Below are 23,926 nucleotides of genomic sequence, written 5' to 3'. Positions count from 1 at the left end.
AATGTGTTCTTATATTAAAATTTCTAAAAAAAATAATTTTTTATCTGGATCTATTAATATAACTGGATCTAAAAGTATTTCTAACCGTCTTTTAATTTTAAAAAAAATTTATACAGATGATATTCATATTAAAAATATTTCTAATTGTGAGGATACAAAAATTTTAAAAAAAAATTTAAATAGTACTTCAAATATATTAAATATTCATCATGCTGGAACTGCTATGCGTTTTTTAACTTCCTATTTATCTATACAACAAGGAAAAGAAGTAATTTTAACAGGATCAAATAGAATGAAAGAAAGACCTATATTCGTTCTTGTAGATGCTTTAAATAAATTAGGAGCGAAAATTATTTATTTAGAAAAAATAGGATATCCACCAATAAAAATTATTGGAAAAAATATTTTAGGTGGAGAAATAGATATAAACGCTCAAATTAGTAGTCAATATATTAGTTCTTTGATGTTAATTGCCAGTACATTTCAAATGGGTTTAAAAATAAATTTAAAAGAAGACATAACTTCTCTTCCATATATAAAAATGACTTTTCATTTATTAACTCTTGCGGGAATTAAAGTTACTTGGAATGATGATATGATCATTCATATTTATCCAGGTAAAAAAAAAGGAAAAAAAATATTTACCATAGAATCAGATTGGAGTTCCGCATCTTACTATTATTCAATGGCTAGTATTTCAAAAAAAATAAATATAACTTTAAGTTCTTATAATAAGGAAAGTTTACAAGGAGACAAAAAAGTATCTGATATATATAAAAAATATTTTGGAATATATACCATTTTTGATAAAAAAAAAATAATTTTAAGGAAAATATTAAATTTTATTCCTAAAAAATTTATTCATTTAAATTTAAATAAAAATCCAGATTTAGCGCAAACTATTGTAGTTACTTGTGCGGCTCTTAAACTAAAATGTTATTTAAAAGGTTTAGAAACTTTAAAAATTAAAGAAACAGATCGATTAAAAGCATTAAAAAATGAATTATTTAAATTAGGTGTTAAAATAAGCATTACTAATTCTTGTTTAAGAATTACTAATTTTTTTAAAAAAAAGAGCAATTCTTTCATAAGAATAAAAACTTATCAAGACCATAGAATGGCGATGGCTTTTTCTACATTTGGATTGTCTCAATCTATTCAAATAGAAGATCCAAATGTTGTAGAAAAATCATATCCTTTGTTTTGGAATGATTTAAAATATTTAGGTTTTGAAATTAATTATTACGAATAATAAAGAATTCTTATAGCTGGAATAAATCTATGATTCCAATCCAATATTTTTTATTTCATTTTTATAAAAAAAATAAAATCCATTGTATATAAGTAGTATTTTTAAAATACAAAGATATATTATTTTTAATCGTTGATATCAATCCCCATTCCTACATAATTAATTTTTTGTCTATTTATAATGTACTGTATAAAAATATATCGCCTTTATTTGTGTTTGTAAACAAAAAAACCTTTTTTAACTTTAGTATTTACGTGTAATTCAAGAAAAAACATTTTAATAAAAGCTGAACAATATATCCCATAGGATTTAAACCATATAAATATGGTGTGAAAATATATTTTTTTTAAAAAAAATTTGTATGATTTTATCTACATATAATAGACAAAGAATAAAATAGAAAATATAAAATAAATTTATAAAAAAATACTAAAAATAAATACGGATAATCAAAAATAAGAAAAATACTTGTATTAAATACAAAAAAAATTAAATTTGTACTTATTAATGCTTTTGATAAAAGGCCCATTCGTCTATTGGTTAGGACATCAGGTTTTCATCCTGGAAAGAGGGGTTCGATTCCCCTATGGGCTATACAAAAAAGATTATATTATTTTTTTATGGCAAATCATTCATCGTCTTTAAAGAGAATTAGACAAAATTATACTAGACGTATAAGAAATAAATATGTATATAAAAGTACAAGAACTGCTATCAAAAAATTCATTAAAAATGAAAAAAAGTATCAATATTCTCAGGTTATATCTATGATTGATAAATTAGTTAAAAAACATATTATACATATGAATAAAGCTAAAAGATTAAAAAATAAATTAAGAAAAAATTTTGTAAAAAATTAATTATTTCATCCTTAATTTCAATATAAAAAAATTGATTTTTATAAATTATTTATGTATTTATTTCTTGTTTTTATTATATGATAACAACGAGTACATTTTCTCCAATAGGAATATTAGATTCTGGAATAGGAGGACTTTTAATAGCTAAAAAAATTAAAAATTATATGCCTAATGAATGTATTATTTATTTTGGAGATACTAAAAATATGCCTTATGGAGATAAATCTCAAGATTTTATTATAAATAATTCTAGAAAAATAATTACTTTTCTTTATAAAAAAAAATGTAAAGCAATAGTCATAGCTTGTAACTCTATAGTATCCAATGCGTTGTATATTCTTCAAAAAGAATTTTATAAAAAAATATTAATATTGAATATTATAGATCCTATAATAACTAATGAAGTTTTTTTTTATTCTAAAAGAATAGGAATTATAGCTACATCTGCTACTATCCGTTCAAATTTTTTTCAAAAAAAAATAAAAAAATATTGTCCTCATTTAGATATTTTTACAAAAGAAACACCATTATTAGCTCCAATTATAGAAAATGGATTTGAAAAAAAAAAAATTCATTCTATTATTAAAAATTATTTAAATCATTTACCATCAATAGATACATTATTATTAGCTTGTACTCATTATTTATTTTTAAAAAAAGAAATAAATAATTTTTATAGGGGGAAAGTTTATTTAATTGATATACAAAAAATAGTAGTACAATATATACAAAGAATATTACATAAAAATAATTTATTATGTATTCATCCTAAAAAAAAAAATACCTCCATTTTTTATACATCTAGTTCTAGATCTACATTTTTTCAAAAAAAAATTAAAAATTTGTTTGGAACAAATATTTTATTGGAAAAAATATTTTTTTAATTTTTTCTAATTTGTGCATCTATCACAGCTATAGTGGATAAATTTATAATTTCTTCTATGCTAGATTGCATTTGCATTACGTGTGCCGGTTTTTTCATTCCTAATATAACAGGACCTATAGTTTGAATATTTCCTAACCCTCTAATAAATTTATAAGTTAAATTTCCTGATTCTAAATTTGGAAATATAAAAATATTTGCTTTTTTTTTAACTAATTTTGAAAAAGGGAATTTACTCGCTAATAAAAATTCATTTAAAGCAAAATCAGGTTGTAATTCTCCATCTACTATAAGATTTGGATATTTCTTATGTAAAAAAGCTACTGTTTGTGATACTTTATAAGAAGTTTTAGAATTAGATGAAAAATTTTGAAAAGATAACATTGCTATATGTGGTTCTATGTCAAATTTTTTTACTACATGCGCCGTTATTAAAGCAATTTTAGCTAATTCTTCACTAGTAGGATTAGTACTTATGGAAGTATCAGCAAGAAATAAAGGCCCACGTTTTGTTAATAAAATTATCATTCCAGCTGTTTTTTGAATAGAAGGAGCTCTACCTATAACTTCTAAAAGAGGCTGTAAACTTAATGAAAAATTTTTGGAATATCCTGTTATAACTGCATCTACTTCTCCTTGATCGACCATCATAGCTCCGAAATGATCATTAGTACGTAAACGAATTTTTGCATCATATTGAGTTATTCCTTTTCTATTTCTTCTTTTCCAAAGAATTTTAGCATAATGTTCTATTTTTTTTTTATTTTCTTCTTGTTCAGGATCTATAATTTGTATTTTTATATCTAAATTATTTTCACTAATTAAATATTTTATCCTATTTTTTTTACCTAGAACAATTGGTTTATAAATAATTCCTTCTTCTTGTAGAATTTGAACAGATTTTAAAACATTATATTCTTCTCCATTACAAAAAACTATTTTTTTAGGATTTGTACGTGCTCTATTTTGAATCATTCTCAAAATTTTACTTTCATACCCCATTCTATCTAATAATTTTTCTTTATATTTTTTCCAATCTAAAATAGGATTTTTTGCTACTCCAGTATCCATAGCTGCTTTAGCTACAGCAGGAGAGACACGAGTAATTAATCGATTATCAAAAGGTTTAGGAATAATATATTCTTTTCCAAAAGAAATATTTTTTTTATTATAAACAATATTTACTTGTTCTGGAACAGGTTCTTTGGCTAGAGAAGCTATAGCATAAATAGCCGCTAATTTCATTTCATCATTAATAATATTGGCATGAACATCTAATGCTCCTCTAAAAATATAAGGAAAACCTAATACATTATTTACTTGATTAGGATAATCACTTCTTCCTGTAGCTATAATAACATCAGGACGTATTTTTATAGCTAAGTTATAATCAATTTCAGGATCAGGATTAGCCATAGCAAATACAATAGGATTTTTTGCCATACTTTTTAACATTTTTGGTTTTAATATTCCGCCAATGGATAATCCTATAAAAACATCTGTATTTTTAATAGCTTCTTCTAAATTTAGAATAGAAGAAGTATTTACTGCAAATTCTTTTTTTTCTGTATTTAAATCTTTTCGTGAATTATGTAATAATCCTTTACTATCAAACATTAAAATATTTTCAGTGGAAACTCCAAGTTGTTTATAAATTCTTGTACAAGAAATTGCCGCAGCTCCAGCTCCATTTACTACCATTTTTATATTTTTAATATTTTTTTTTACATAAGTTATAGCATTAAGTAATGCGGCTCCTGAAATAATAGCAGTCCCATGTTGATCATCATGCATAACTGGAATATTTAATTCTTTTTTTAATCTTTTTTCTATTTCAAACGCTTCTGGAGCTTTTATGTCTTCTAAATTAATTCCTCCAAAAGTTGGAGAAATAGCTTTTACCACTTCTATAAATTTTTTTGGATCAGATTCATTAATTTCTATATCAAAAACATCAATTCCAGAAAATATTTTAAATAAAAGTGCTTTTCCTTCCATGACAGGTTTAGAGGCTAAAGCGCCAATATTACCTAATCCTAAAACTGAACTACCATTGGTAATTACCGCGACAAGATTCCCTTTAGAAGTATATTTATATACTTCTTGAGAAAAACGTGCGATTTCCTTACAAGGTTCTGCAACTCCTGGAGAATACGCTAAAGATAAATCTCTTTGACTATTATATTTTTTTGTTGGAGATATTTGTATTTTTCCAGAAGGAAATTGACTATGATAATTTAAAGATTCTTCTCTAAAATTATTTATTTTTTTTCTCATGATACTGAATATTAATAATAATTGTAAAAATGTTTTTTTAAAAAAAATTAATCAGTAAACATTCATTATGATGACATCCAAAATAAATCCTTTTCAAAGAAATATTTTTTTTTATTAGAATTCCATCTAATTATCAGTTTATAATTTCCTTTTTTTAAAAATTTTTTAGGAATAAATAATATTTTTTTTGAATATTTTAAAATTTTAAAAGGTTTTATAACATCTAAATCTTTAGATGAAAAACGTAATAAAGTAAAAAAACCATACATTTTATCTAAAATTTGTGGAAATATTATTTTAATTCCAGAAGATAATATGAATATTTTAATTTTTTGAGGAAGTTTTAATACATTTTTTTTCTCATTAATAATATTTTGATATTTTATTTCTTCTTCATAATACCTATCTGATACTAGTTGACTACCTACATGAGGGAAAAAAAAAGTTATATAAATAATAAAATTTATAAAAATAACTAAAGATAATATAATTCCTGTTCCCCAGTTAAATTTTATTTTCATAATTTAAACTTAAAAATTTTAAAAAAAATATAAAATTCATATTTTATTCCAATTAATTATTTTTTTCCCTTGAGGTGCTTTATTTTTTATGGGTTTTTTTAATTTTGTATTAATAAAATAAACATAACTTGAAATTTTTTGAATATCATTTCCTTTTATTTCTCCAGATTTACCAAAAGCACGCATAGTAGGATTATTTACACTACCATTCCATATAATAGAAAATATATTTTTAAATAAATCTTTTTCTGTAATATTTATCCAATAATTATCTGTTAAATTAGGTCCTATATTCCCGCTTCCATCAGATTGATGACAAGTAGCACAATTTTCTTCAAAAAGCGTTTTTCCATTTTTTACAAATTCTTTTTTAAATTCAGCATTTATTAGGGTAACTTGTGGAGTATTTTTTTCAAAAATTTCAATTTTTTTTAATTGATTTTGATAATCAAAAATATATTCTTTATAAGGATCAGAAAAATCTGTTAATAAATAGGAAAAAAAATAAATTCCAGAAAAAATAATTGTTAAATAAAATAAATGAATCCACCACATTGGTAATTTATTATCTAATTCTATAATTCCGTCAAATCCATGATCTATTTTTTTTACATTTTGATTCATTTTTTTTGTATCATGAAATAAAAATTTATAAAATATATAAAAATAATTTCCTTCATTTTCTTCAATAATTTTTTTTCTTTTTTCTTTTGTAAGAAATTGTAATTTTTTACGATAAATTAGATTATTAATAGAATCTAAGATGAACAATAATATTGTTATAATAATTAAAAAAAATATTGTTATTGGATGAATAATATATGATCTATTTTCTATTCCTAAAAAAATATAAAATATAAATATTATAACAGATAAAATAGAAGGAATCATAATAAAATAAGGAATTTTTGATCTCATTAATATCTATTTTATTTTTTTTCTAAAGGAATAGTACTAATATTTTTATAATATTTTTTTGGTTTTAAACAAACAAAAAATAAAATAAAAAAAAAAGATAAAAAAAATAAAATTAACATAATAGATTGAAATATTCCAATATATGTTTCTGTCATAAAATATTGTTTAAAAGTCATTATTATTTTATTATGATTTAATATCTATTCCTAAACGTTGTAAATAAGCTATTAGTGCAATAATCTCTCTTTTTTCTAAAGGAATAAATTTATTTTTTTCTTTTTTCTTCTGTTCAATGATTTCTAATTGTAACCTAGGACATTCATTATAAATTTCTGAAACAATTTTATTAGCTTGTTGATCCATATCTTTATTAATTTGTTGTAAATATTCTAAAGTATATGGAACTCCTAATTTTATCATAGCTTGAATTTTTTTTTCTGTATTAGATCGATCTAATTTATTATAAATTAACCAAGGATATCTTGGCATAATAGATCCAGGAGAAGTAGAACGAGGATTATACATATGATTAAAATGCCATGAATTAGGATTTTTCCCTCCTTCTCTAGCTAAGTCTGGACCTGTACGTTTAGATCCCCAAAGAAATGGATGATCATATATAAATTCTCCAGCTTTAGAATATTCTCCATAACGAACAATTTCATCTCTAAAAGGACGAACTTGTGCACTATGACAAGCATTACATCCTTCTCTAACAAAAAGATCTCTTCCTTCTAATTCAAGAGCTTTATAAGGTTTAATATTATGAATAGTAGGTATATTAGATTTTATTACTAAAGTGGGAATGATCTCTATAATACCTCCAATTGCTACTGCTATAAAAGCAAATATAGTTAATTGTATTGGTTTTTTTTCTAACCAATTATGAAATTTTTCATTTTTTTCTATTATGTTTTTATATATTATAGGAGAAATAAATGCCTCATTATCAATAAATTGTCCTTTTTTAATAGTTTTATAAATATTATAAATCATAAGGATAAAACCTAAAAAATAAATCATCCCACCAATAAATCTTATTTTATAAAATGGAATAATTGATAAAACCGTATCTAAAAAATTTTTATAAGTTAATGTTCCATCTGGATTAAATTTTTTCCACATTCCTGATTGTAAAATAGATCCAAAATATAAAGGAAAAATATAAAATATAATTCCAACTATTCCTATCCAAAAATGAAAATTAGCTAATTTTATAGAATATAATTTAGTATTCCATAATTTTTGTGTTAACCAATACATGATACCAAAAGCCATAAAGCCATTCCAACCTAAAGTTCCCAAATGTACATGAGCAATCACCCAATCTGTAAAATGTCCAATAGAATTTAAAGTTTTAGTAGCTAACATAGGCCCCTCAAAAGTAGCCATTCCATAACTTACAAGACTAACAACAAAAAATTTTAAAATAGGATCTTTTTGAACTTTTCCCCAATCTCCTCTTAAAGTAAGTAATCCATTAATCATCCCCCCCCAAGAAGGGGCAATTAACATAATAGAAAAAATAGTTCCTAATATTTGAGCCCAATTAGGAAGAGATGTATACATTAAATGATGTGGCCCTGCCCATATATATATAAATATTAAAGACCAAAAATGGATAATGGAAAGTTTATAAGAAAAAATAGGTTGATTAGAAGCTTTTGGAACAAAATAATACATTAAGCCCAATATAGGCGTAGTTAATATAAAAGCGACGGCATTATGTCCATACCACCATTGCATTAAAGCATCTTGAACCCCAGCATATATAGAATAACTTTTAAAAGATAAAAGATCAATAGGTAATTCAAGATTATTAAATAAATGTAACATAGCTACAGCCACCCATGTTCCTAAAAAAAACCAGATACTTACATATAAATGTTGAATTTTTCTTTTAAAAATACTTCCAATCATATTTATTCCATAAATAAGCCAAATAACAAAAATGAATATATCAATAGGCCATTCATGTTCTGAATATTCTTTACTTGTATTGATTCCTAATAAAAAAGTAATCCAAGTAGAAAAAATAAAAATTTGCCATCCCCAAAAATGGATCCAACTTAAAAAATCACTAAAAATTCTTGTTTTTAATAAACGTTGTAAAGAATAGTAAGATCCTGTAAAAATAATATTTCCTACAAAAGCAAATATAGCAGTATTTGTATGTAACATTCTCCAACGACCAAACCCCATTATTCCTTTAGAATTTTTTAAATTACTCCCTAATAAAAAATCAGGCAAGTCAGGATAAAATAATAAAATAGCTATTAATAACCCAGCTAAAAAACTAATAATAGCCCAAAAAAGTGTAGCATAAAGAAAAGCTTTTACAATTTTATTATTGTAATAATATGTTTCTATTTTCATAAAAATATAAAAAAATTATTATTCAATTGTTTTCTTTTTATCCTCTATTAAAATTCTAATTTTAGGGGATTCATAATCATCAAATTGACCATAATAAAGACTAATTAAAAAAATTATCAAAAAAATACACCCTAAAGAAATACTAGATAATATCATAATGATTATTATATCCATAAAATAGTTTTTTAATAAAAAAATCTAAGATAAAAATCTTCTTGAAATCATCCAAGTAGATAAAATAGAAAATAAAATAACTGAGAAAGAACTTAAAGGCATTAAAATAGCTGTTATAAAAGGGTTTAAATAACCATTAATGGCAAATAGAATTCCAATAAAATTATAAAATAAACTAATGATAAAATTAATAATTACTAATTTATAAGATATTTTGGATATTTTTAAAAATAAAAAAATTTTATTCAAAGAATTAGATTGAAGAAAAGCATCACAATTTGGAAAAAAACTATTAATATTATCTGATATAGCTACACCTACTTCACTTTGATTTAATGCAGAAGAATCATTAATTCCATCACCAATCATCATTACTTTTTCTCCATTTTTTTGGATTTTTTTTATATAATTTAGTTTATCTTCTGGTTTTTGATTAAAAAAAATTTTACTATACCTTGGTAAAATAGATTTTAAATATTTTTTTTCTAATTCATTATGATCTCCTGAAAGAATAATAATTTTATATTTTATTAAATTTTTAAATATTCCTTTAATTCCTTTTCGATAAAAATTTCTAAAAATAAAATAACCAATTAATTTATTATTTATAGAAATAGCTACTGTTGTTTCTTTTTTTTTAAAATCTTTAATACCTATATATTGAGGTGATCCAATTTTTATATTAATATTTTTATTAATAACGCCTTGTATTCCTTTTCCTATTTTTTCTTTAAAATGATTTATAGAATAATATTCATTAATAGATAATTCTTTTAATATACGTTTACTTAAAGGATGATTAGAATGTCTTAATAAAGAAACAATTATTTTTTTATCTTTAAAATTTAGAATTTTTCCTATAAAAAAAATTTTTTCTTTATTTGTATCTGTAAGAGTCCCTGTTTTATCAAAAATGATAGTATTTATATTAGAAATTCGTTCCATAGTAAAGATATCTTTTACATAAAACCCTTTTTTAGAAAAAAATCTTATTATATTTCCAAATATTAATGGAGTTGAAAGTACTAAAGCACAAGGACAAGTAATAATTAAAACAGAAAAAGTTGTTTGAAATACTTTATTAAAATTAAAAAAAGACCAATAAATTCCTGTAATTATAGAAATTATTAATATAATAGGAGTAAAATATTGACTCAATTTATTTGATATAGAATATAAATGAAATAATTCTTTTTTTTTAAATTTTTTATGATTCCATAAAAAACTTAAATAACTTTGATCTATATTTTTAATAATTTTTAAATAAATAGCTTCTCCTTTTTGTTTAGATCCGGCATAAATATGCTCTCCTATTTTTATTCTTTTTAAATAAGATTCTCCTGTAATAAAACTATTATCTAATAAGGCTCTCCCTTTTATTAAAATAGAATCTGCAGGAATAATTTCTTCATTTTTAATGATAATACAATCACCTTTTTTTAAAGAAGAAAGTAATATTTTTTCTTCTTCTTTATTATCATTAATTTTTGATATATAAATAGGATAAAAAGATTTATAATCTTTATTATCAAAAGAAAGTATTTTATTATGAGTATAAATTTTTAGTATCCTACTAATAAGTAAAAAAAATGAAAACCCGGTAAGACTATCAAAATAACCAGAACCTAAATCAAAAAAAATTTCATAACAACTCCATAAAAAAAGAACAAATATTCCAATTGAAATAGGAATATCCATGTTGAAAATATTTTTTTTTAAACCTAAAAAAGCATATTTTATATGATCTATAAAAGAAAAAATAACTACAGGACAAGCAAGAATTAACATTAAATAATGAAAAAAATTTTTATGTTCAAAAAACCATATATCTTCTTTTGAAGCTCCTATATATTCTGGAATAGATAAAAGCATTATATTTCCAAAACAAAAAAAAGAAATTGCTAATTTTCCTATTAATTTTCTATTAATATTTATTTGTGTATTTTTTTTTATATTTTTAAAATTAATAGAAGGAGGATAACCAATTTTTTCTAAAAATTTAGCTAAATTACTTAATTTTAAATTTTTATTATTAAATGTAATTCTTACTTTTTTATTAGAGAAATCAACCGTAGATTCAAAAATATGTTTATTATAATTAGATAAATTTTCTAAAATAAAAATACAATAACTGCAATAAATTGAAGGAATTAAAAAACGAACAATAGTAATGTTTTTATATTTATAGTCTATGATTTTTTCTGCAATTTTTTCATGATCTAGAAAATTAAAATTTTCATGTATTTTCATAATAAATTTTTAAATCTGATTGATTTTTTTTATTATTTATTTTCTAGATATTTTTTATATTGAGATAAAGACATTAATTGATCATATTCTTTTTTATCTAAAACTGTAATTTTTAATAACCATTCTTCATTATTTTGTTTTATTTTTTCTGGTTTAGATAATAAATTTTGATTAATTTTAAGTATAATTCCTGAAACAGGCATAAATAAATCTGAAACACTTTTAACAGTTTCTATACTTCCAAATAAATTCCCTTCTTTTATTTTTTTTCCTATAATAGTAGAATCTATATCTAGATATATTATATCACCTAATTCATTTTTAGCAAAAAAACTAATTCCAATATAGGCTAGTTCATGATTATTATTATCTAATTGTATCCATTCATGATTTTTACTATATTTTAAATTATTAGGATTCATTTTCAATATAAATTGTGAATAATAACATAAAATTACGGTTTTTTATGTAAAAATATTCCAAAATAAACCCAGACGAATAAAAATATCTTGATGAAAAAAAGGTTTATTAAAATGTATATTTTGTATACTTGTATAAAAATTAGTTCTAAATATTTTAAAATTCAAAAAATAATTTATAAACGTTTTTTTTAAAAAATGATTTCCATAATATTCATTATTTGAAAATAAATCAAAAGGATAAGAAAAATTTTTAGAAAAAAATTGATTTAAATAATTAATTGAACACCCTGTTTTTATTAATAAAGATTTATCAAAATAAGTTTTTTTATAAGAAATTGTACTTTTATAAAAAAAAGATGGAATATAAAAAATTAAATTATCAGAAGATTGTTTTTGTAATAAAATTATATTATTAAATTGAAAATTATTTATATAATTAGTATTTTTTATTTTTAAGTTCCATAAATTTATATAATTCCAATTCAATAATTTATTATTTGTAGTAAAAAAATTAATATTATTAATTTTAGATGTTTTGAAAGAAATATTTAATTTTTTTTCTGAAAAAAAAGAAAAATTGATAGATTTAAAATTTAATAAATTATTAATTGTATTATTATAAAAATTTCCATTTTTATTAAAAATTAAAAAATTTGTAAAATTAGAATAAATATTTTTTTTTATTAAAATTTTAGTTAAAAAATGTAAGTTAGAATATAAATTAGTATCTAATTGAAAATTTATTTGTAAAGGAGTAGATCTTAATTTATTATCTAAAATCCATTTTTTATAAAAATTAAAATTTATTTTTTTATTAAAAATATCATGGATTTTGGTAACTATAGTAAAAACATTTATTTTTTTATTATACGTTTGATTATTAAATTTTTTTTTATGAAAAAAATCATTATAAAAAAATTGAGAATATATTTTTTCATATAAAAAACCTACCTCTATATTATATTTTTTCTTTTTTTTAAAAATTAAAGAATTATAATTTTTATAAAAAAATAAATTTTTTTGATAATTCTTTAATTCGTTTATTTTTTCTAATGAATTGGTAAAATATTTTGTATACTCTATGTAATTTCGAAAAAAAATAGATTTTTTATCATCATGATGATATGTTGGAATAATTTTTTTTATAAAACTAATATATAATCTTTCATGATTAATATTTTTTTTATCTAAAAAAGAATTAACATTATTTGTATAATTACATAAATTATTTTTTAAATAATGCCCCCATAATTTATAATATGAATTTTCTTTCCATTGATTAAAAGTTATTAAAAAATGATTATTAAATTTTTTATCAAAAAAAACATTTTTATATTCTATAGAATAATTAATATTTTTATTAGGACTATGAGTAAATAAACCACCTAATATTTTTTTATTAAAAATATCATGAATATAAAAAATTTCTGATATTGGTGTTTTTACATCAAAATATCGTATATGTTTACGAGAAAAAAAAACATCATTTATCCGGTTATTTTTTTTATAAAAAGACAAACATAATTTTTCTATATCATAAATTAATAATTCCTTTTTTAAATTAATATTATCTTTTTTTAAAAAATCATATTTCTTTATAGAAAGAGATTTAGTATCCAAAATTTGTTTTTTTTTATGATATTCTGTCCAATATTGATAATCTTGATATATCGGATGATAAATATCTGTTACAATATTTTTTGTATCTATATTTTTTATTTCTATAGAATAAGTCACATAAAAAAATCCAAAAAAACAAAGCAAGAAAATAAATATTTTCATACATATAAATTATAAATTACTCTATTTACTCTATTCATAGAGATATAAAAAAAATTATTGTACCTTTGTTGTACAAATTAGATGTAAATTTGAAATTTTTTTTACCAAAAAAATTTTTATATATATTATAAGGCTTGTCTTAATGACGGCCTTTTTTTCATATTTTCAAATAAAATGCCATAAATTATGTTCAAATTTAATTTTAGAACTATACAGAAAAAAATTTTGGCTGATAATACAACCCCCATAGAATTATATTTAAGATTAAGAGATCATTTTACAAATACTTTATTATTAGAAATGTCTAATGATCCTATTCTAAAAAAAAATTATTCTATCATTTGTATAAACAAAGTTTCAGAACTGATTTTGGATAAAAATATTGTACGGATATCATATCCAAATGGAGTACATCAACATATTTTTATTAAAGATAAATTAGATATTCAAATTTTAATTAATGATTTTTTTAAAAAATTTATCAATATAAATTCTTCAATATTTTATTCTGGTTTTTATGGATATATCTCTTATGATAGTATTCAATATTTTGAAAATATTAAATTTAACGCTATTGTAAAAATTCCTTATTCTTTACCAAAAATTAGATTAGGTTTTTATGGTAATTTAATTATTTTTCATACTTTTTGTAATAAAATGTATTTAATTGAACATAAATTTTCTAATTTAAAAAAAACATTTACTATAGATCAATTAATGGAACTTATTAAAAGAAAAAATTTCTATTTTTTTCCTTTTAAATATATTGGGACACGTTCGTCTAATGTTACTAATGATGAATATAAAAAAATGGTATATAAAGGGATTCAAGCTTGTTTACGTGGAGATGTTTTTCAAATAGTTTTATCCCGTCAATATAAACAAAAATTTCAAGGAGATGAATTTAATGTATATAGAGCGTTACGATTTATTAATCCATCTCCTTATTTATTTTATTTTGATTATGGAAATTATAAATTATTTGGATCTTCTCCAGAAGCACAATTAATTATTCATAATAAAATAGCCTATCTTAATCCAATAGCAGGTACTATACGAAGATCAGTAAATAAAAAAAATCAAGATCAAAAATTATCTAAAAAATTATTGAGTAATAAAAAAGAAAATGCAGAACATGTAATGTTAGTAGATTTAGCCAGAAATGATTTAAGTAAAAATTCATCTAATGTAAAAGTAGAATATTTTAGAAATATACAAAAATTTTCACATGTATTACATATGGTTTCTAAGGTATCTGGAAAATTAGAAAATAATATATCTCTTATTAAAGTATTTGGAGATACTTTTCCTGCAGGTACTCTTTCCGGAGCTCCAAAATATAAAGCAATGGAATTAATAGATAAAATAGAAAATCAACATAGAGGAGTATATGGAGGGGCTATTGGTTTTTTTGGATTAGAAAATAATTATCTTCATACAGCTATTATTATACGTTCTTTTGTAAGCAAAAACAATATACTTTTTTTTCAAGCTGGTGCAGGAATTGTTGCAGATTCTAAAGAAAAAAAAGAATTAGAAGAAGTTAATAATAAATTGATGGCTTTAAATAAAGCAATAGAATTAGCTAAAAATATTATATTTTAAAATTATATGAATAAAATATTAATATTAGATAATTATGATTCTTTCACATATAATCTTGTTCATATTGTAAAAAAATTAACTAAAAATACTATACAAGTTTATAGAAATAATGTAATTAAACTTTCTGATATTGAAAAATATAATAAAATTATTCTTTCTCCAGGACCTGGAATTCCTGATGAAGCTCATATTTTAAAACCTTTAGTAAAAAAATATGCATCTACTAAAAGTATTTTAGGAGTTTGTTTAGGTCAACAAGCTATAGGGGAAGTCTTTGGTGCTACTCTTTTAAATACTAAAAATGTATATCATGGAATAGCTAGTTTAATAAAAATTGTAGATTCAAAAGAATCAATTTTTAAAAAAATACCAAAAAAAATACAAGTTGGACGTTATCATTCCTGGATTATATCTCCCAATCATTTTCCTAAAAATTTAAAAATTACGGCCATTGGAGAAAAAGGAGAAATTATGGCATTACGTCATAAATTTTATGATGTACGTGGAGTACAATTTCATCCAGAATCTATTTTAACTCCATATGGAGAAAAAATTATAGAAAATTGGTTGAAAATATAAAATGATTATGAACAATATCCTTCATTCTTTATTTTTAGAAGAAAAAATACTTACAAAAAAAGAAGCAAAAAATCTTTTAATAGATTTATATAAAGGAAAAATAAATCCAACTCAAGCTATAGTCATGGCAATGATGTATAATTTTAGAAAACCTTCTTTAGAGGAAATTAAGGGGTTTAAACAAGCTTTTATGGATTTATGTATTCCAATAAATTTAACGGAATTTAATGCTATTGATATAGTAGGAACAGGTGGAGATGGAAAAAATACTTTTAATATTTCAACTATAGCTTGTTTTATAGTAGCTGGTACCGGAGAAAAAGTAATTAAACATGGAAGTTTTGGTTTTTCTTCTCAAACAGGATCTTCTAATATTTTAAAAAATTTAGGATATACATTTACAAATAAAGAAGAAAATTTAAGAAAACAATTAGAAACAGTAGGTTTTTGTTATTTACATGCCCCGATATTTCATCCTGTTTTAGATATTATTTCTGACGAAAGAAAAGAATTAGGTTTTAGAACTATTTTTAATACATTAGGTCCATTACTTAATCCATGTAATCCAAGAAATCAATTATTAGGTGTAAATAATTTAGAATTAGCTAGAATGTATTCTTACATATATCAAAATACTAATAAAAATTATGCAATTATTCATAGTTTAGATGGTTATGATGAAATAACATTAACGAGTGATATAAAATGTTATACTTCAAAAGAAGAAAGATTCTATTCTGTAGAAGAATTAGGTAAAAAAAAAATTAATCCTAAAGAATTAAAAGGAGGAAAAAATACAGAAGAAAATACACGAATATTAATAAATATTTTATCTGGAGAAGGAACTTTTGCCCAAAATGAAGTAGCATTAATAAATGCTACATTTGCTTTATGTTTATTAAATACAGATACCATTGAAACTAATTATGATAAAGCAAAATATTCTTTAAAAAGTGGAAAAGCAAAAAATATTTTAAAAAATTTATTAAGTTTATGAATATTCTTGATAAAATTATTTATATAAAAAAAAAAGAAATTTCTAAAAAAAAGGAATATTTTCCTATTTCTAAATTAGAAAAAAGAATTTTTTTTAAAAAAAAAGGTCGTTCTTTAATTAAAAATCTTAAAAAAAGTAAAACTGGAATTATTGCAGAATTTAAGCGTAAATCTCCTTCTGTAGGAATAATTAATACAACAGTTTCTTATCAAAAAGTAGTTAAAGATTATGAAAAAGCTGGAGCTTGTGGAATATCTATTATAACGGATAATTATTTTTTTGATGGAAAAGATCAATATTTGTCAAATACTCATTCAATAGTTTCTTTACCATTATTAAGAAAAGATTTTATTATTAATGAATATCAAATTATAGAATCTAAATCTTTAGGAGCAGATGTTATTTTATTAATAACAGAAATTCTTTCTAAAAAAGAAATAAAAAATTTTTCTATTTTGGCTAAAAATTTAGATTTAGAAGTTATTATAGAAATTCATAGTGAAAAAGAAATTGATAAATTATTTGATGATTCATCAAATATAATAGGAATTAATAATAGAAATTTACGAAATTTTATTGTTAATACTAATAATTGTTTAAAATTATCAAAAAAAATTCCTAATCATTATATAAAAATAGCAGAAAGTGGAATTTCTAATCCTAAAAAAATATTGTATTTACGAAAAAAAGGATTTAAAGGTTTTTTAATTGGAACTAATTTTATGAATACTAAAAATCCTGGAAATAGTTGTAAAAATATGATTAATATATTAAAAAATTATAATGTTTAAAATTTTTCAATTAAAAGATGAAATTAAAATTATTAAAAATCAAAATATGTGGAATGAAATTTCATATTAAAAATATTTCTAATTTATTTCCTGATTTTATAGGTTTTATTTTTTATCCTCATTCCCCAAGATTTGTAGGTTATGATTTTTTACTTCCAAAAATTCCAAAAAAAATATTTAAAACTGGTGTTTTTGTTAATGAATCAAAAGAAAATATATTAAAAATTAGTAAAAAACAAAAATTAGATTTTATTCAATTACATGGAACGGAAAGTCCCTTTTATTGTGAAAATCTTATAAAAAAAGGATTAAAATTAATTAAATCTTTTAGAATTGATAATGGTTTTTCTTTTAAAGAAATTAAGGATTATCTTAATTTATGTAATTATTTTCTATTTGATACTAAAACTACAATTTTTGGAGGAAGTGGAAAAAAATTTAATTGGGATAAATTATATGAATATCATTGGGATACTCCATTTTTTTTAAGTGGAGGAATTGGAATAGAAGATATTGATAAAATTAAAACTTTTTTTTATTCTCATTCTAAAATGTTTGGAATTGATATTAATAGTAAATTTGAAATTTTACCAGGAAAAAAAAATAATAAAAATATAAATATTTTTATCAAAAAAATAAGAAAATTATGAAATTTTTTGTAGATAAAAATGGATATTATAATGAATTTGGAGGAACATTTATTCCTGAAATGTTATATAATAATATAAAAGAATTACAATGTAATTATAAAAAAATTATACAGACCTCTATTTTTAAAAAAAAATTTAAAGATATTTTACAAAATTATGCAGGAAGACCTACTCCTTTATTTTTTTGTAAAAAATATTCAGAAAAATATAAAGCTAAAATTTATTTAAAAAGAGAAGATTTAAACCATACAGGATCACATAAAATTAATAATACTATAGGTCAAACATTATTAGCTAAAAAATTAGGTAAAAAAACAATTATTGCAGAAACAGGTGCTGGACAACATGGAGTCGCTACTTCTACTATTTGCGCTTTAATGAATTTAAAATGTATTATTTTTATGGGAAAAAAAGATATGAATCGTCAATTATCTAATGTAATAAAAATGAAATCTCTTGGAGCTCAAGTTATGCCTGTGATAAATGGAGAACAAACATTAAAAGATGCAGTAAATGACGCTATTCGTTATTGGATAAATAATCCAGAAAGTTATTATTTAATAGGCTCGACTGTTGGTCCACATCCATATCCTCAAATGGTTGCTGATTTCCAATCTATTATTAGTGAAGAAATTAAAATACAATTAAAAAAAAAAGAAGGGCGTCATTTTCCTAATTATGTAATTGCTTGTATAGGAGGAGGAAGTAATGCTGCTGGTGCTTTTTATCATTTTTTAGATAAAAAATTAGTTAATTTAATAGCAGTAGAAGCTGCAGGTTTAGGTGTTCATACAAAAAAAACAGCAGCTACTACTTATTGTGGTTCTAAAGGGATTTTACATGGTAGCAAAACTCTTCTTTTACAAGATAAAGATGGTCAAGTACTTCCTGCATATTCTATATCTGCTGGATTAGATTATCCAGGAATAGGCCCTATGCATGCTAATTTATTTTTAAAAAAACGTGTCAATTTTTTACATGCTACAGATGAAGAAGCAATAAAATCTGGAATTGAATTAATACGATCTGAAGGAATTATTCCTGCATTAGAAAGTGCTCATGCATTAGTTGCATTAAAAAAAATAATATTTAATAGAGATGATATCGTAATTTTAAATTTATCAGGTAGAGGAGATAAGGATATGGACGTTTATCAAAAATTTATTTCTTATGAATAAAATACATACATTATTTAATATAAAAAAAAATATATTATGTATATATTTTACAGCAGGATATCCTACTATAGATAGTATAGAAAAAATACTTTTATCTTTGCAAGATCATCCTTATGTAGATTTGATAGAAATCGGACTTCCTTATTCGGATCCTTTAGCTGATGGAATAGTTATTCAAAATAGTAATCAAATTTCATTAAAAAATGGAATGAATATTACTTTATTATTTTTAATAATAAAAAAAATTAAAAATAAAATAAAAAAACCAATAATTATTATGGGATATTATAATCAATTTTATAAATTTGGAGAGGAAAAATTTTTAAAAAAATGTAAAAAAATAGGTGTATCCGGATTGATATTTCCAGATATGCCGGTTTCTATTTTTATAAAAAAATATAAAAAAATATTTAAAAAATATTTATTATCTATGATTTTTTTAATTACTCCAAAAACTGATAAAAATAGAATTTTACAATTAAGTAAAATAACAGATGGTTTTTTATATTTAGTATCTTCTAATTCTGTAACAGGAAAAAATATATTCTTTGGAAAAGAACAAATATTATTTTTTAAAAAAATACAAAAATTATCTTTACGTATTCCTAAATTAATTGGTTTTGGAATTAGAGATAAAAAAACTTTTGAATTAGCATGTCAATATGCGAATGGAGGAATTATTGGTAGTTCATTTATTCAATCTTTAAATGAAAAAACATTAAAAAAATGTATTATAAAATATATAAATTCTATTATATTATAATTTAATTTTTTATTCCAAAAATAGAAGTTCCTAATCGAATGGTCGTAGTTCCATAATCTAAAGCTATATCATAATCTCTACTCATTCCCATAGAAAGAATATAATGGTGATATTTTTTTTTATATTGATTATATGTTTTATTTAAATAATTAAATTCATTATGTATTTTTTTAATATCTTTTTTTACAGATAAAGAAGCCATCCCCATTAATCCTAATATTTTTACATTTGTCATATTTTGATAATTTTTATTTTCTAATATTTCATCTGCATTTTTTTTTGTAATTCCAGATTTATTTTTTTCATTACAAATTTTTATTTGTAAAAGACAATGTATTTTCCGATTATATTTAATAGCTTCTTTATTAAGAATTTGAATATGTTTAATTTTTTGAATACTATGAATTAAGTAAATAAAAGGAGCGATATATTTTAATTTATTACTTTGAATGTTTCCTATCATATGCCAACGAATATCCTTTGGCAATTTTTTATATTTTTTAATAATTTCTTGTACATAATTTTCCCCAAAGTCTCTATGTCCTATTTCATATAATTTTTCTATAGAAGAAATAGTTTGATTTTTAGTTACAACGACAATTGTGATATGTTTAGGAATATTTTTTTTTATAGAAAAAAAACGATGTTGAATTTGATTCATTATTTTATTATGAAAATTTTTTTTCAAATTTTTTCATTTTTTCAATTAAAAATTGAACACTTTCTAATGGTAGGGCATTATATATACTAGCACGATATCCACCGAATGATCTATGTCCTTTTAATCCCACTATATTTTCTTTTTTACACATATTATTAAATTCATTTTCTAAATATTTTTTTTTTAAAAAAAAGGTAACATTCATATTTGAACGATCTTTTTTTTGAATTTTATTTTCAAAAAAGTTATTACGATCTATTTCTTCATATAATAATTGAGATTTTTTTTTATTTTCTATTTCTAAAATAGAAAGTCCTCCTTTTTTTTCTATCCATTCTAAAGTTAACATAGAAGTATAAATAGAAAAAACATTTGGAGTATTTAAAATACTATTATTTTTTATATGAATTTTATAATCTAAGTAAGATGGTATTTTTTTTTTTATTTTATCTAAAATTTTTTTTTTAATTATCACAATCGTCATTCCTGCAGAACTAACATTTTTTTGTGCAGAAGCATAAATTAAACTAAATTGACAAAAATTTAATTTTCTACTAAAAATATCAGAAGACATATCACAAACTATAGGAATAGATGTTTTAGGAAAAAAATTCATTTGTGTTCCAACAATAGTATTATTAGAAGTACAATGAAAATAATCAACTTGATTTGGAATTTTATAATTTTTAGATATAAATGAATAATTGTTTTCTTTACCTGAAAAAAGAATTTTTACTTTTCCAAAGTTTTTTGCTTCTTTAATAGCTTTATTTGCCCATATTCCTGTATCTAAATAAGCAGCTTTATTTTTCATTAAATTATATGGTACCATGGTAAATTGTAATGTAGCACCTCCTTGAAGAAATAAAATTGAATATTCCTCATTTAAATTCATGACACGTTTTACTAAAGATGTTGTTTTTTCTATTATTTCTATAAAATGATTACTTCTATGAGAAATTTCAAGTAAAGATAATCCAGTTTTATTGTAATTAATGACAGATTTAGCTGATTGTTGAATTACTTGTTTAGGTAAAATAGAAGGGCCTGCATTAAAATTATGTATTTTCATCATATATAAATTAAAATATAAAAAAAATTTTTTATAAAACTTAAGGATAATTAATGAATTATATTTTTATTCCTAATATTTTTTTAGTATTTTTTGTCACTTTAAATCGATTATCTAAACGATATCCTATAACAAAAATAATATATCCATTTCCATTTATTAATAACCAAGTTTGTTCTTTTTCTAATAAAGAAAATTTTTTTTCTTTATAATATTTACTTAGTTTTTTTTTCCCTTTCATATTTAAAGGGAAAAAAAAATCTCCTTTTTTCCAAGTTCTTAATTGTAAAGGAAATTGAATTTTATTAAAATCTATCAATGACATATTTATACTATTTTCTATATTTTCTTTTTTTATATTAAAAAAAAATTTAATATTAATAGGCAATGAAATAGTATTAAATTTAATATTAGGAATAATATAAATTTTTTTTTTATTTTTAAATAATTGATTTTTTTTTATTACAATCCAATGATTCCTATTATTAATAATACGATAATTTTTTGAAATTAATTGTTTTCCAGATTGTGCATTAAAAAAATTTTTTAAATTTTTTATATTATTAAATCCATATGGAAAAAATAATTTAAATAAATATAAAGATAATGGTTCTAAATTTTTTATTTTTTTATATTCTATTTTCCAAAAAAAAAAAGGATAATATTTTTTTTCTATTGTAATTTTTTTATATATATTAATAATATTTTTTTCTATTAAATAATTTTCTTTATGAAGTAATTTTATACTTTTTTTAAATCCATTATGGATGTAAGATGAGATATTAGATATAACTAAACGAATTTTATTTCTTAAATATTTATTTTCTTGATTACTCTTGTCTATTCTCCATTTAATTTTATTAAAATTAGCATAATTTAAAATTTCTTTTTTAGTAAAAGAATAAAGAGGTCGAATAAATTTTCCATTTTTTTTAGTTATTCCTAATAATCCTTTAATTCCTGTCCCTCTTATTAGATTAAGAAAAAAAGTTTCTATAGAATCATTTAAATGATGTCCTAAAGCTAGGTATTCATAAGAATAATTTTTTAATAATTCTTTAAACCAATCATATCTAAGTTTTCTAGCAGACATTTGTATAGATAATTTATATTTTTTAGAATAATTAAAAGTATCAAAACGTTTAATATGACATTCTATTTTTTTTTCAAAACAAAATTTTTTTATAAATAATTCATCTTTATTAGATTCTTTTTTTCGTAAATTAAAATTACAATGAGCTACTCCCAACTTTTTTATAGGAAGATGAAGAAATAAATTCAGAAGGACCATACTATCTACTCCTCCGCTTACAGCAATACAAATTTTTTTATTTTTAATAGAAAAACTTTTAAGAATTTTATCTAAAAAAAAACAATCATACGATGATGACAATTTTTTGATCATAAAATAAATTTTATAATTTCTTGAACTATATCATTTTCTGATTTTCCATTTATATTAATTTTTTTAAAAGATTTTTCATAAAAAAAGATTCTTTCTGATAAATGTCTCATAATAAATTTAAATAATTTTTTTTTGGATAAATGAGCTATTAATGGTCTTTTTTTTTTTTCTGTAGATAATCTTTTATATAAAGTATAAATATTTGTGTGTAGATAAAAAGTTTTAGATACTTTATTTAATAAATTCATGTTACCTTGATAACAAGGTGTTCCCCCTCCTACAGATAAAATATATTTTTTTTTTTTTTTAAAATTTTTTTAAGAATAAAATGTTCTATTTTTCTAAAAGACTTTTCTCCTTTTTTTTTAAAAATATCCAAAATAGAACTTTTTTGATTTTTTACGAGTATTTCATCTAAATCATAAAAATTCCATTTAATTTTTTTAGATAAAATTTTTCCTATAGTTGTTTTTCCACATCCCATATATCCAATTAAAATAATTTTCATAT

Annotated in this window: 24 protein-coding genes and 1 tRNA gene; 11 read left to right on the top strand and 14 right to left on the bottom strand. The window is 21.0% G+C overall.

Translation table 11 applies throughout. The features are described from left to right. Window position 1 precedes the first annotated feature (1 nt). From H0H56_RS01145 to murI, 4 genes are all read left to right on the top strand, one after another. Window positions 2–1,252 (top strand): 3-phosphoshikimate 1-carboxyvinyltransferase, encoded by a 1,251-nt coding sequence (locus H0H56_RS01145; RefSeq protein WP_185874040.1) that lies wholly within the window; start codon window positions 2–4, stop codon window positions 1,250–1,252. 522 nt (window positions 1,253–1,774) lie between these two features. Then, window positions 1,775–1,846, top strand: a tRNA-Glu gene (locus tag H0H56_RS01140). A 26-nt stretch (window positions 1,847–1,872) separates the two neighbouring features. After that, window positions 1,873–2,112: a 30S ribosomal protein S20 gene (gene rpsT, locus H0H56_RS01135; RefSeq protein ID WP_185874039.1), complete on the top strand. Its 240-nt coding sequence runs from the start codon at window positions 1,873–1,875 to the stop codon at window positions 2,110–2,112. A 77-nt stretch (window positions 2,113–2,189) separates the two neighbouring features. Then, the gene (murI, locus tag H0H56_RS01130; RefSeq protein ID WP_185874038.1) at window positions 2,190–2,996 is read left to right on the top strand and encodes a glutamate racemase; all 807 of its coding nucleotides are present in this window, start codon (window positions 2,190–2,192) and stop codon (window positions 2,994–2,996) included. Here murI and H0H56_RS01125 read toward each other — a convergent pair. The 9 genes from H0H56_RS01125 to H0H56_RS01085 all read right to left on the bottom strand — a co-directional run bounded on the left by H0H56_RS01125 (window position 2,993) and on the right by H0H56_RS01085 (window position 13,715). After that, a complete protein-coding gene (locus H0H56_RS01125) occupies window positions 2,993–5,272 on the bottom strand; it encodes an NADP-dependent malic enzyme (RefSeq protein ID WP_185874037.1) in 2,280 nt (759 codons plus the stop codon). The genes murI and H0H56_RS01125 overlap by 4 nt on opposite strands. 65 nt (window positions 5,273–5,337) lie before the next feature. Further along, window positions 5,338–5,793 carry a FixH family protein gene (locus H0H56_RS01120; protein ID WP_185874036.1) on the bottom strand — a complete coding sequence of 152 codons (456 nt, stop codon included), beginning with the start codon at window positions 5,791–5,793 and terminating at the stop codon, window positions 5,338–5,340. A gap of 36 nt (window positions 5,794–5,829) precedes the next feature. Continuing rightward, entirely contained in the window at window positions 5,830–6,711 is an 882-nt protein-coding gene (locus tag H0H56_RS01115) for a cbb3-type cytochrome c oxidase N-terminal domain-containing protein (protein WP_185874035.1), read from the bottom strand. 11 nt (window positions 6,712–6,722) lie between these two features. Then, complete coding sequence (locus H0H56_RS01110) at window positions 6,723–6,866, bottom strand: cytochrome oxidase (protein WP_238858482.1); 144 nt, start codon at window positions 6,864–6,866, stop codon at window positions 6,723–6,725. A gap of 31 nt (window positions 6,867–6,897) precedes the next feature. Beyond that, window positions 6,898–9,087 carry a cytochrome-c oxidase, cbb3-type subunit I gene (gene ccoN / locus H0H56_RS01105; RefSeq protein ID WP_185874034.1) on the bottom strand — a complete coding sequence of 730 codons (2,190 nt, stop codon included), beginning with the start codon at window positions 9,085–9,087 and terminating at the stop codon, window positions 6,898–6,900. An 18-nt stretch (window positions 9,088–9,105) separates the two neighbouring features. After that, window positions 9,106–9,261: a cbb3-type cytochrome oxidase assembly protein CcoS gene (ccoS, locus tag H0H56_RS01100; RefSeq protein ID WP_185874033.1), complete on the bottom strand. Its 156-nt coding sequence runs from the start codon at window positions 9,259–9,261 to the stop codon at window positions 9,106–9,108. A gap of 24 nt (window positions 9,262–9,285) precedes the next feature. Then, a complete protein-coding gene (locus H0H56_RS01095) occupies window positions 9,286–11,511 on the bottom strand; it encodes a heavy metal translocating P-type ATPase (protein WP_185874032.1) in 2,226 nt (741 codons plus the stop codon). Window positions 11,512–11,543: 32 nt separating this feature from the next. After that, a complete protein-coding gene (locus H0H56_RS01090; protein WP_185874031.1) occupies window positions 11,544–11,933 on the bottom strand; it encodes a glycine cleavage system protein H in 390 nt (129 codons plus the stop codon). Window positions 11,934–11,975: 42 nt separating this feature from the next. Continuing rightward, window positions 11,976–13,715, bottom strand: a complete 1,740-nt coding sequence (locus tag H0H56_RS01085) for a hypothetical protein (protein ID WP_185874030.1) — start codon at window positions 13,713–13,715, stop codon at window positions 11,976–11,978. Window positions 13,716–13,901: 186 nt separating this feature from the next. On the opposite strand from H0H56_RS01085, the gene H0H56_RS01080 reads away from it, so the two are divergent. Genes H0H56_RS01080 through trpA form a run of 7 tightly spaced genes read left to right on the top strand, consistent with a single transcriptional unit; the run spans window position 13,902 to window position 20,278 of the window. Further along, window positions 13,902–15,320, top strand: coding sequence for an anthranilate synthase component I family protein (locus H0H56_RS01080; protein ID WP_185874029.1), 1,419 nt, complete (start codon window positions 13,902–13,904; stop codon window positions 15,318–15,320). A gap of 6 nt (window positions 15,321–15,326) precedes the next feature. Beyond that, window positions 15,327–15,899: an anthranilate synthase component II gene (locus H0H56_RS01075; RefSeq protein ID WP_185874028.1), complete on the top strand. Its 573-nt coding sequence runs from the start codon at window positions 15,327–15,329 to the stop codon at window positions 15,897–15,899. Window positions 15,900–15,906: 7 nt separating this feature from the next. After that, the gene (gene trpD, locus H0H56_RS01070) at window positions 15,907–16,896 is read left to right on the top strand and encodes an anthranilate phosphoribosyltransferase (protein ID WP_185874027.1); all 990 of its coding nucleotides are present in this window, start codon (window positions 15,907–15,909) and stop codon (window positions 16,894–16,896) included. Next, window positions 16,893–17,687: an indole-3-glycerol phosphate synthase TrpC gene (gene trpC, locus H0H56_RS01065; protein ID WP_185874026.1), complete on the top strand. Its 795-nt coding sequence runs from the start codon at window positions 16,893–16,895 to the stop codon at window positions 17,685–17,687. The genes trpD and trpC overlap by 4 nt, the downstream gene beginning before the upstream one ends. 17 nt (window positions 17,688–17,704) lie before the next feature. Further along, window positions 17,705–18,337, top strand: coding sequence for a phosphoribosylanthranilate isomerase (gene trpF, locus H0H56_RS01060; RefSeq protein ID WP_185874025.1), 633 nt, complete (start codon window positions 17,705–17,707; stop codon window positions 18,335–18,337). Then, a complete protein-coding gene (gene trpB, locus H0H56_RS01055; protein ID WP_185874024.1) occupies window positions 18,334–19,515 on the top strand; it encodes a tryptophan synthase subunit beta in 1,182 nt (393 codons plus the stop codon). The genes trpF and trpB overlap by 4 nt, the downstream gene beginning before the upstream one ends. After that, window positions 19,508–20,278, top strand: coding sequence for a tryptophan synthase subunit alpha (gene trpA, locus H0H56_RS01050; protein ID WP_185874023.1), 771 nt, complete (start codon window positions 19,508–19,510; stop codon window positions 20,276–20,278). The genes trpB and trpA overlap by 8 nt, the downstream gene beginning before the upstream one ends. Window position 20,279: 1 nt before the next feature. Here the strand turns inward: trpA and H0H56_RS01045 are convergent, their stop codons facing one another. From H0H56_RS01045 to H0H56_RS03090, 5 genes are read right to left on the bottom strand one after another with little or no spacing between them, the layout of a single operon-like run. Next, window positions 20,280–20,939 carry a YggS family pyridoxal phosphate-dependent enzyme gene (locus H0H56_RS01045; RefSeq protein ID WP_185874022.1) on the bottom strand — a complete coding sequence of 220 codons (660 nt, stop codon included), beginning with the start codon at window positions 20,937–20,939 and terminating at the stop codon, window positions 20,280–20,282. Window positions 20,940–20,946: 7 nt separating this feature from the next. Beyond that, the gene (serC, locus tag H0H56_RS01040) at window positions 20,947–22,011 is read right to left on the bottom strand and encodes a 3-phosphoserine/phosphohydroxythreonine transaminase (RefSeq protein ID WP_185874021.1); all 1,065 of its coding nucleotides are present in this window, start codon (window positions 22,009–22,011) and stop codon (window positions 20,947–20,949) included. 58 nt (window positions 22,012–22,069) lie between these two features. Beyond that, the gene (tilS, locus tag H0H56_RS01035) at window positions 22,070–23,416 is read right to left on the bottom strand and encodes a tRNA lysidine(34) synthetase TilS (protein ID WP_185874020.1); all 1,347 of its coding nucleotides are present in this window, start codon (window positions 23,414–23,416) and stop codon (window positions 22,070–22,072) included. Continuing rightward, window positions 23,413–23,706 (bottom strand): shikimate kinase, encoded by a 294-nt coding sequence (locus tag H0H56_RS03095; RefSeq protein WP_317167315.1) that lies wholly within the window; start codon window positions 23,704–23,706, stop codon window positions 23,413–23,415. The genes tilS and H0H56_RS03095 overlap by 4 nt, the downstream gene beginning before the upstream one ends. Beyond that, on the bottom strand, window positions 23,694–23,924 hold the full coding sequence (locus H0H56_RS03090) for a shikimate kinase (RefSeq protein WP_317167312.1): 231 nt from the start codon (window positions 23,922–23,924) through the stop codon (window positions 23,694–23,696). Before H0H56_RS03090 ends, H0H56_RS03095 begins: the two co-directional genes overlap by 13 nt. Window positions 23,925–23,926 lie beyond the last annotated feature (2 nt).

Source organism: Blattabacterium cuenoti, assembly GCF_014252455.1.
Classification (GTDB): domain Bacteria; phylum Bacteroidota; class Bacteroidia; order Flavobacteriales; family Blattabacteriaceae; genus Blattabacterium; species Blattabacterium cuenoti_R.
The sequence above is the reverse complement of the archived record's forward strand: the minus strand, read 5'-3'. Positions and strand labels throughout refer to the sequence as shown.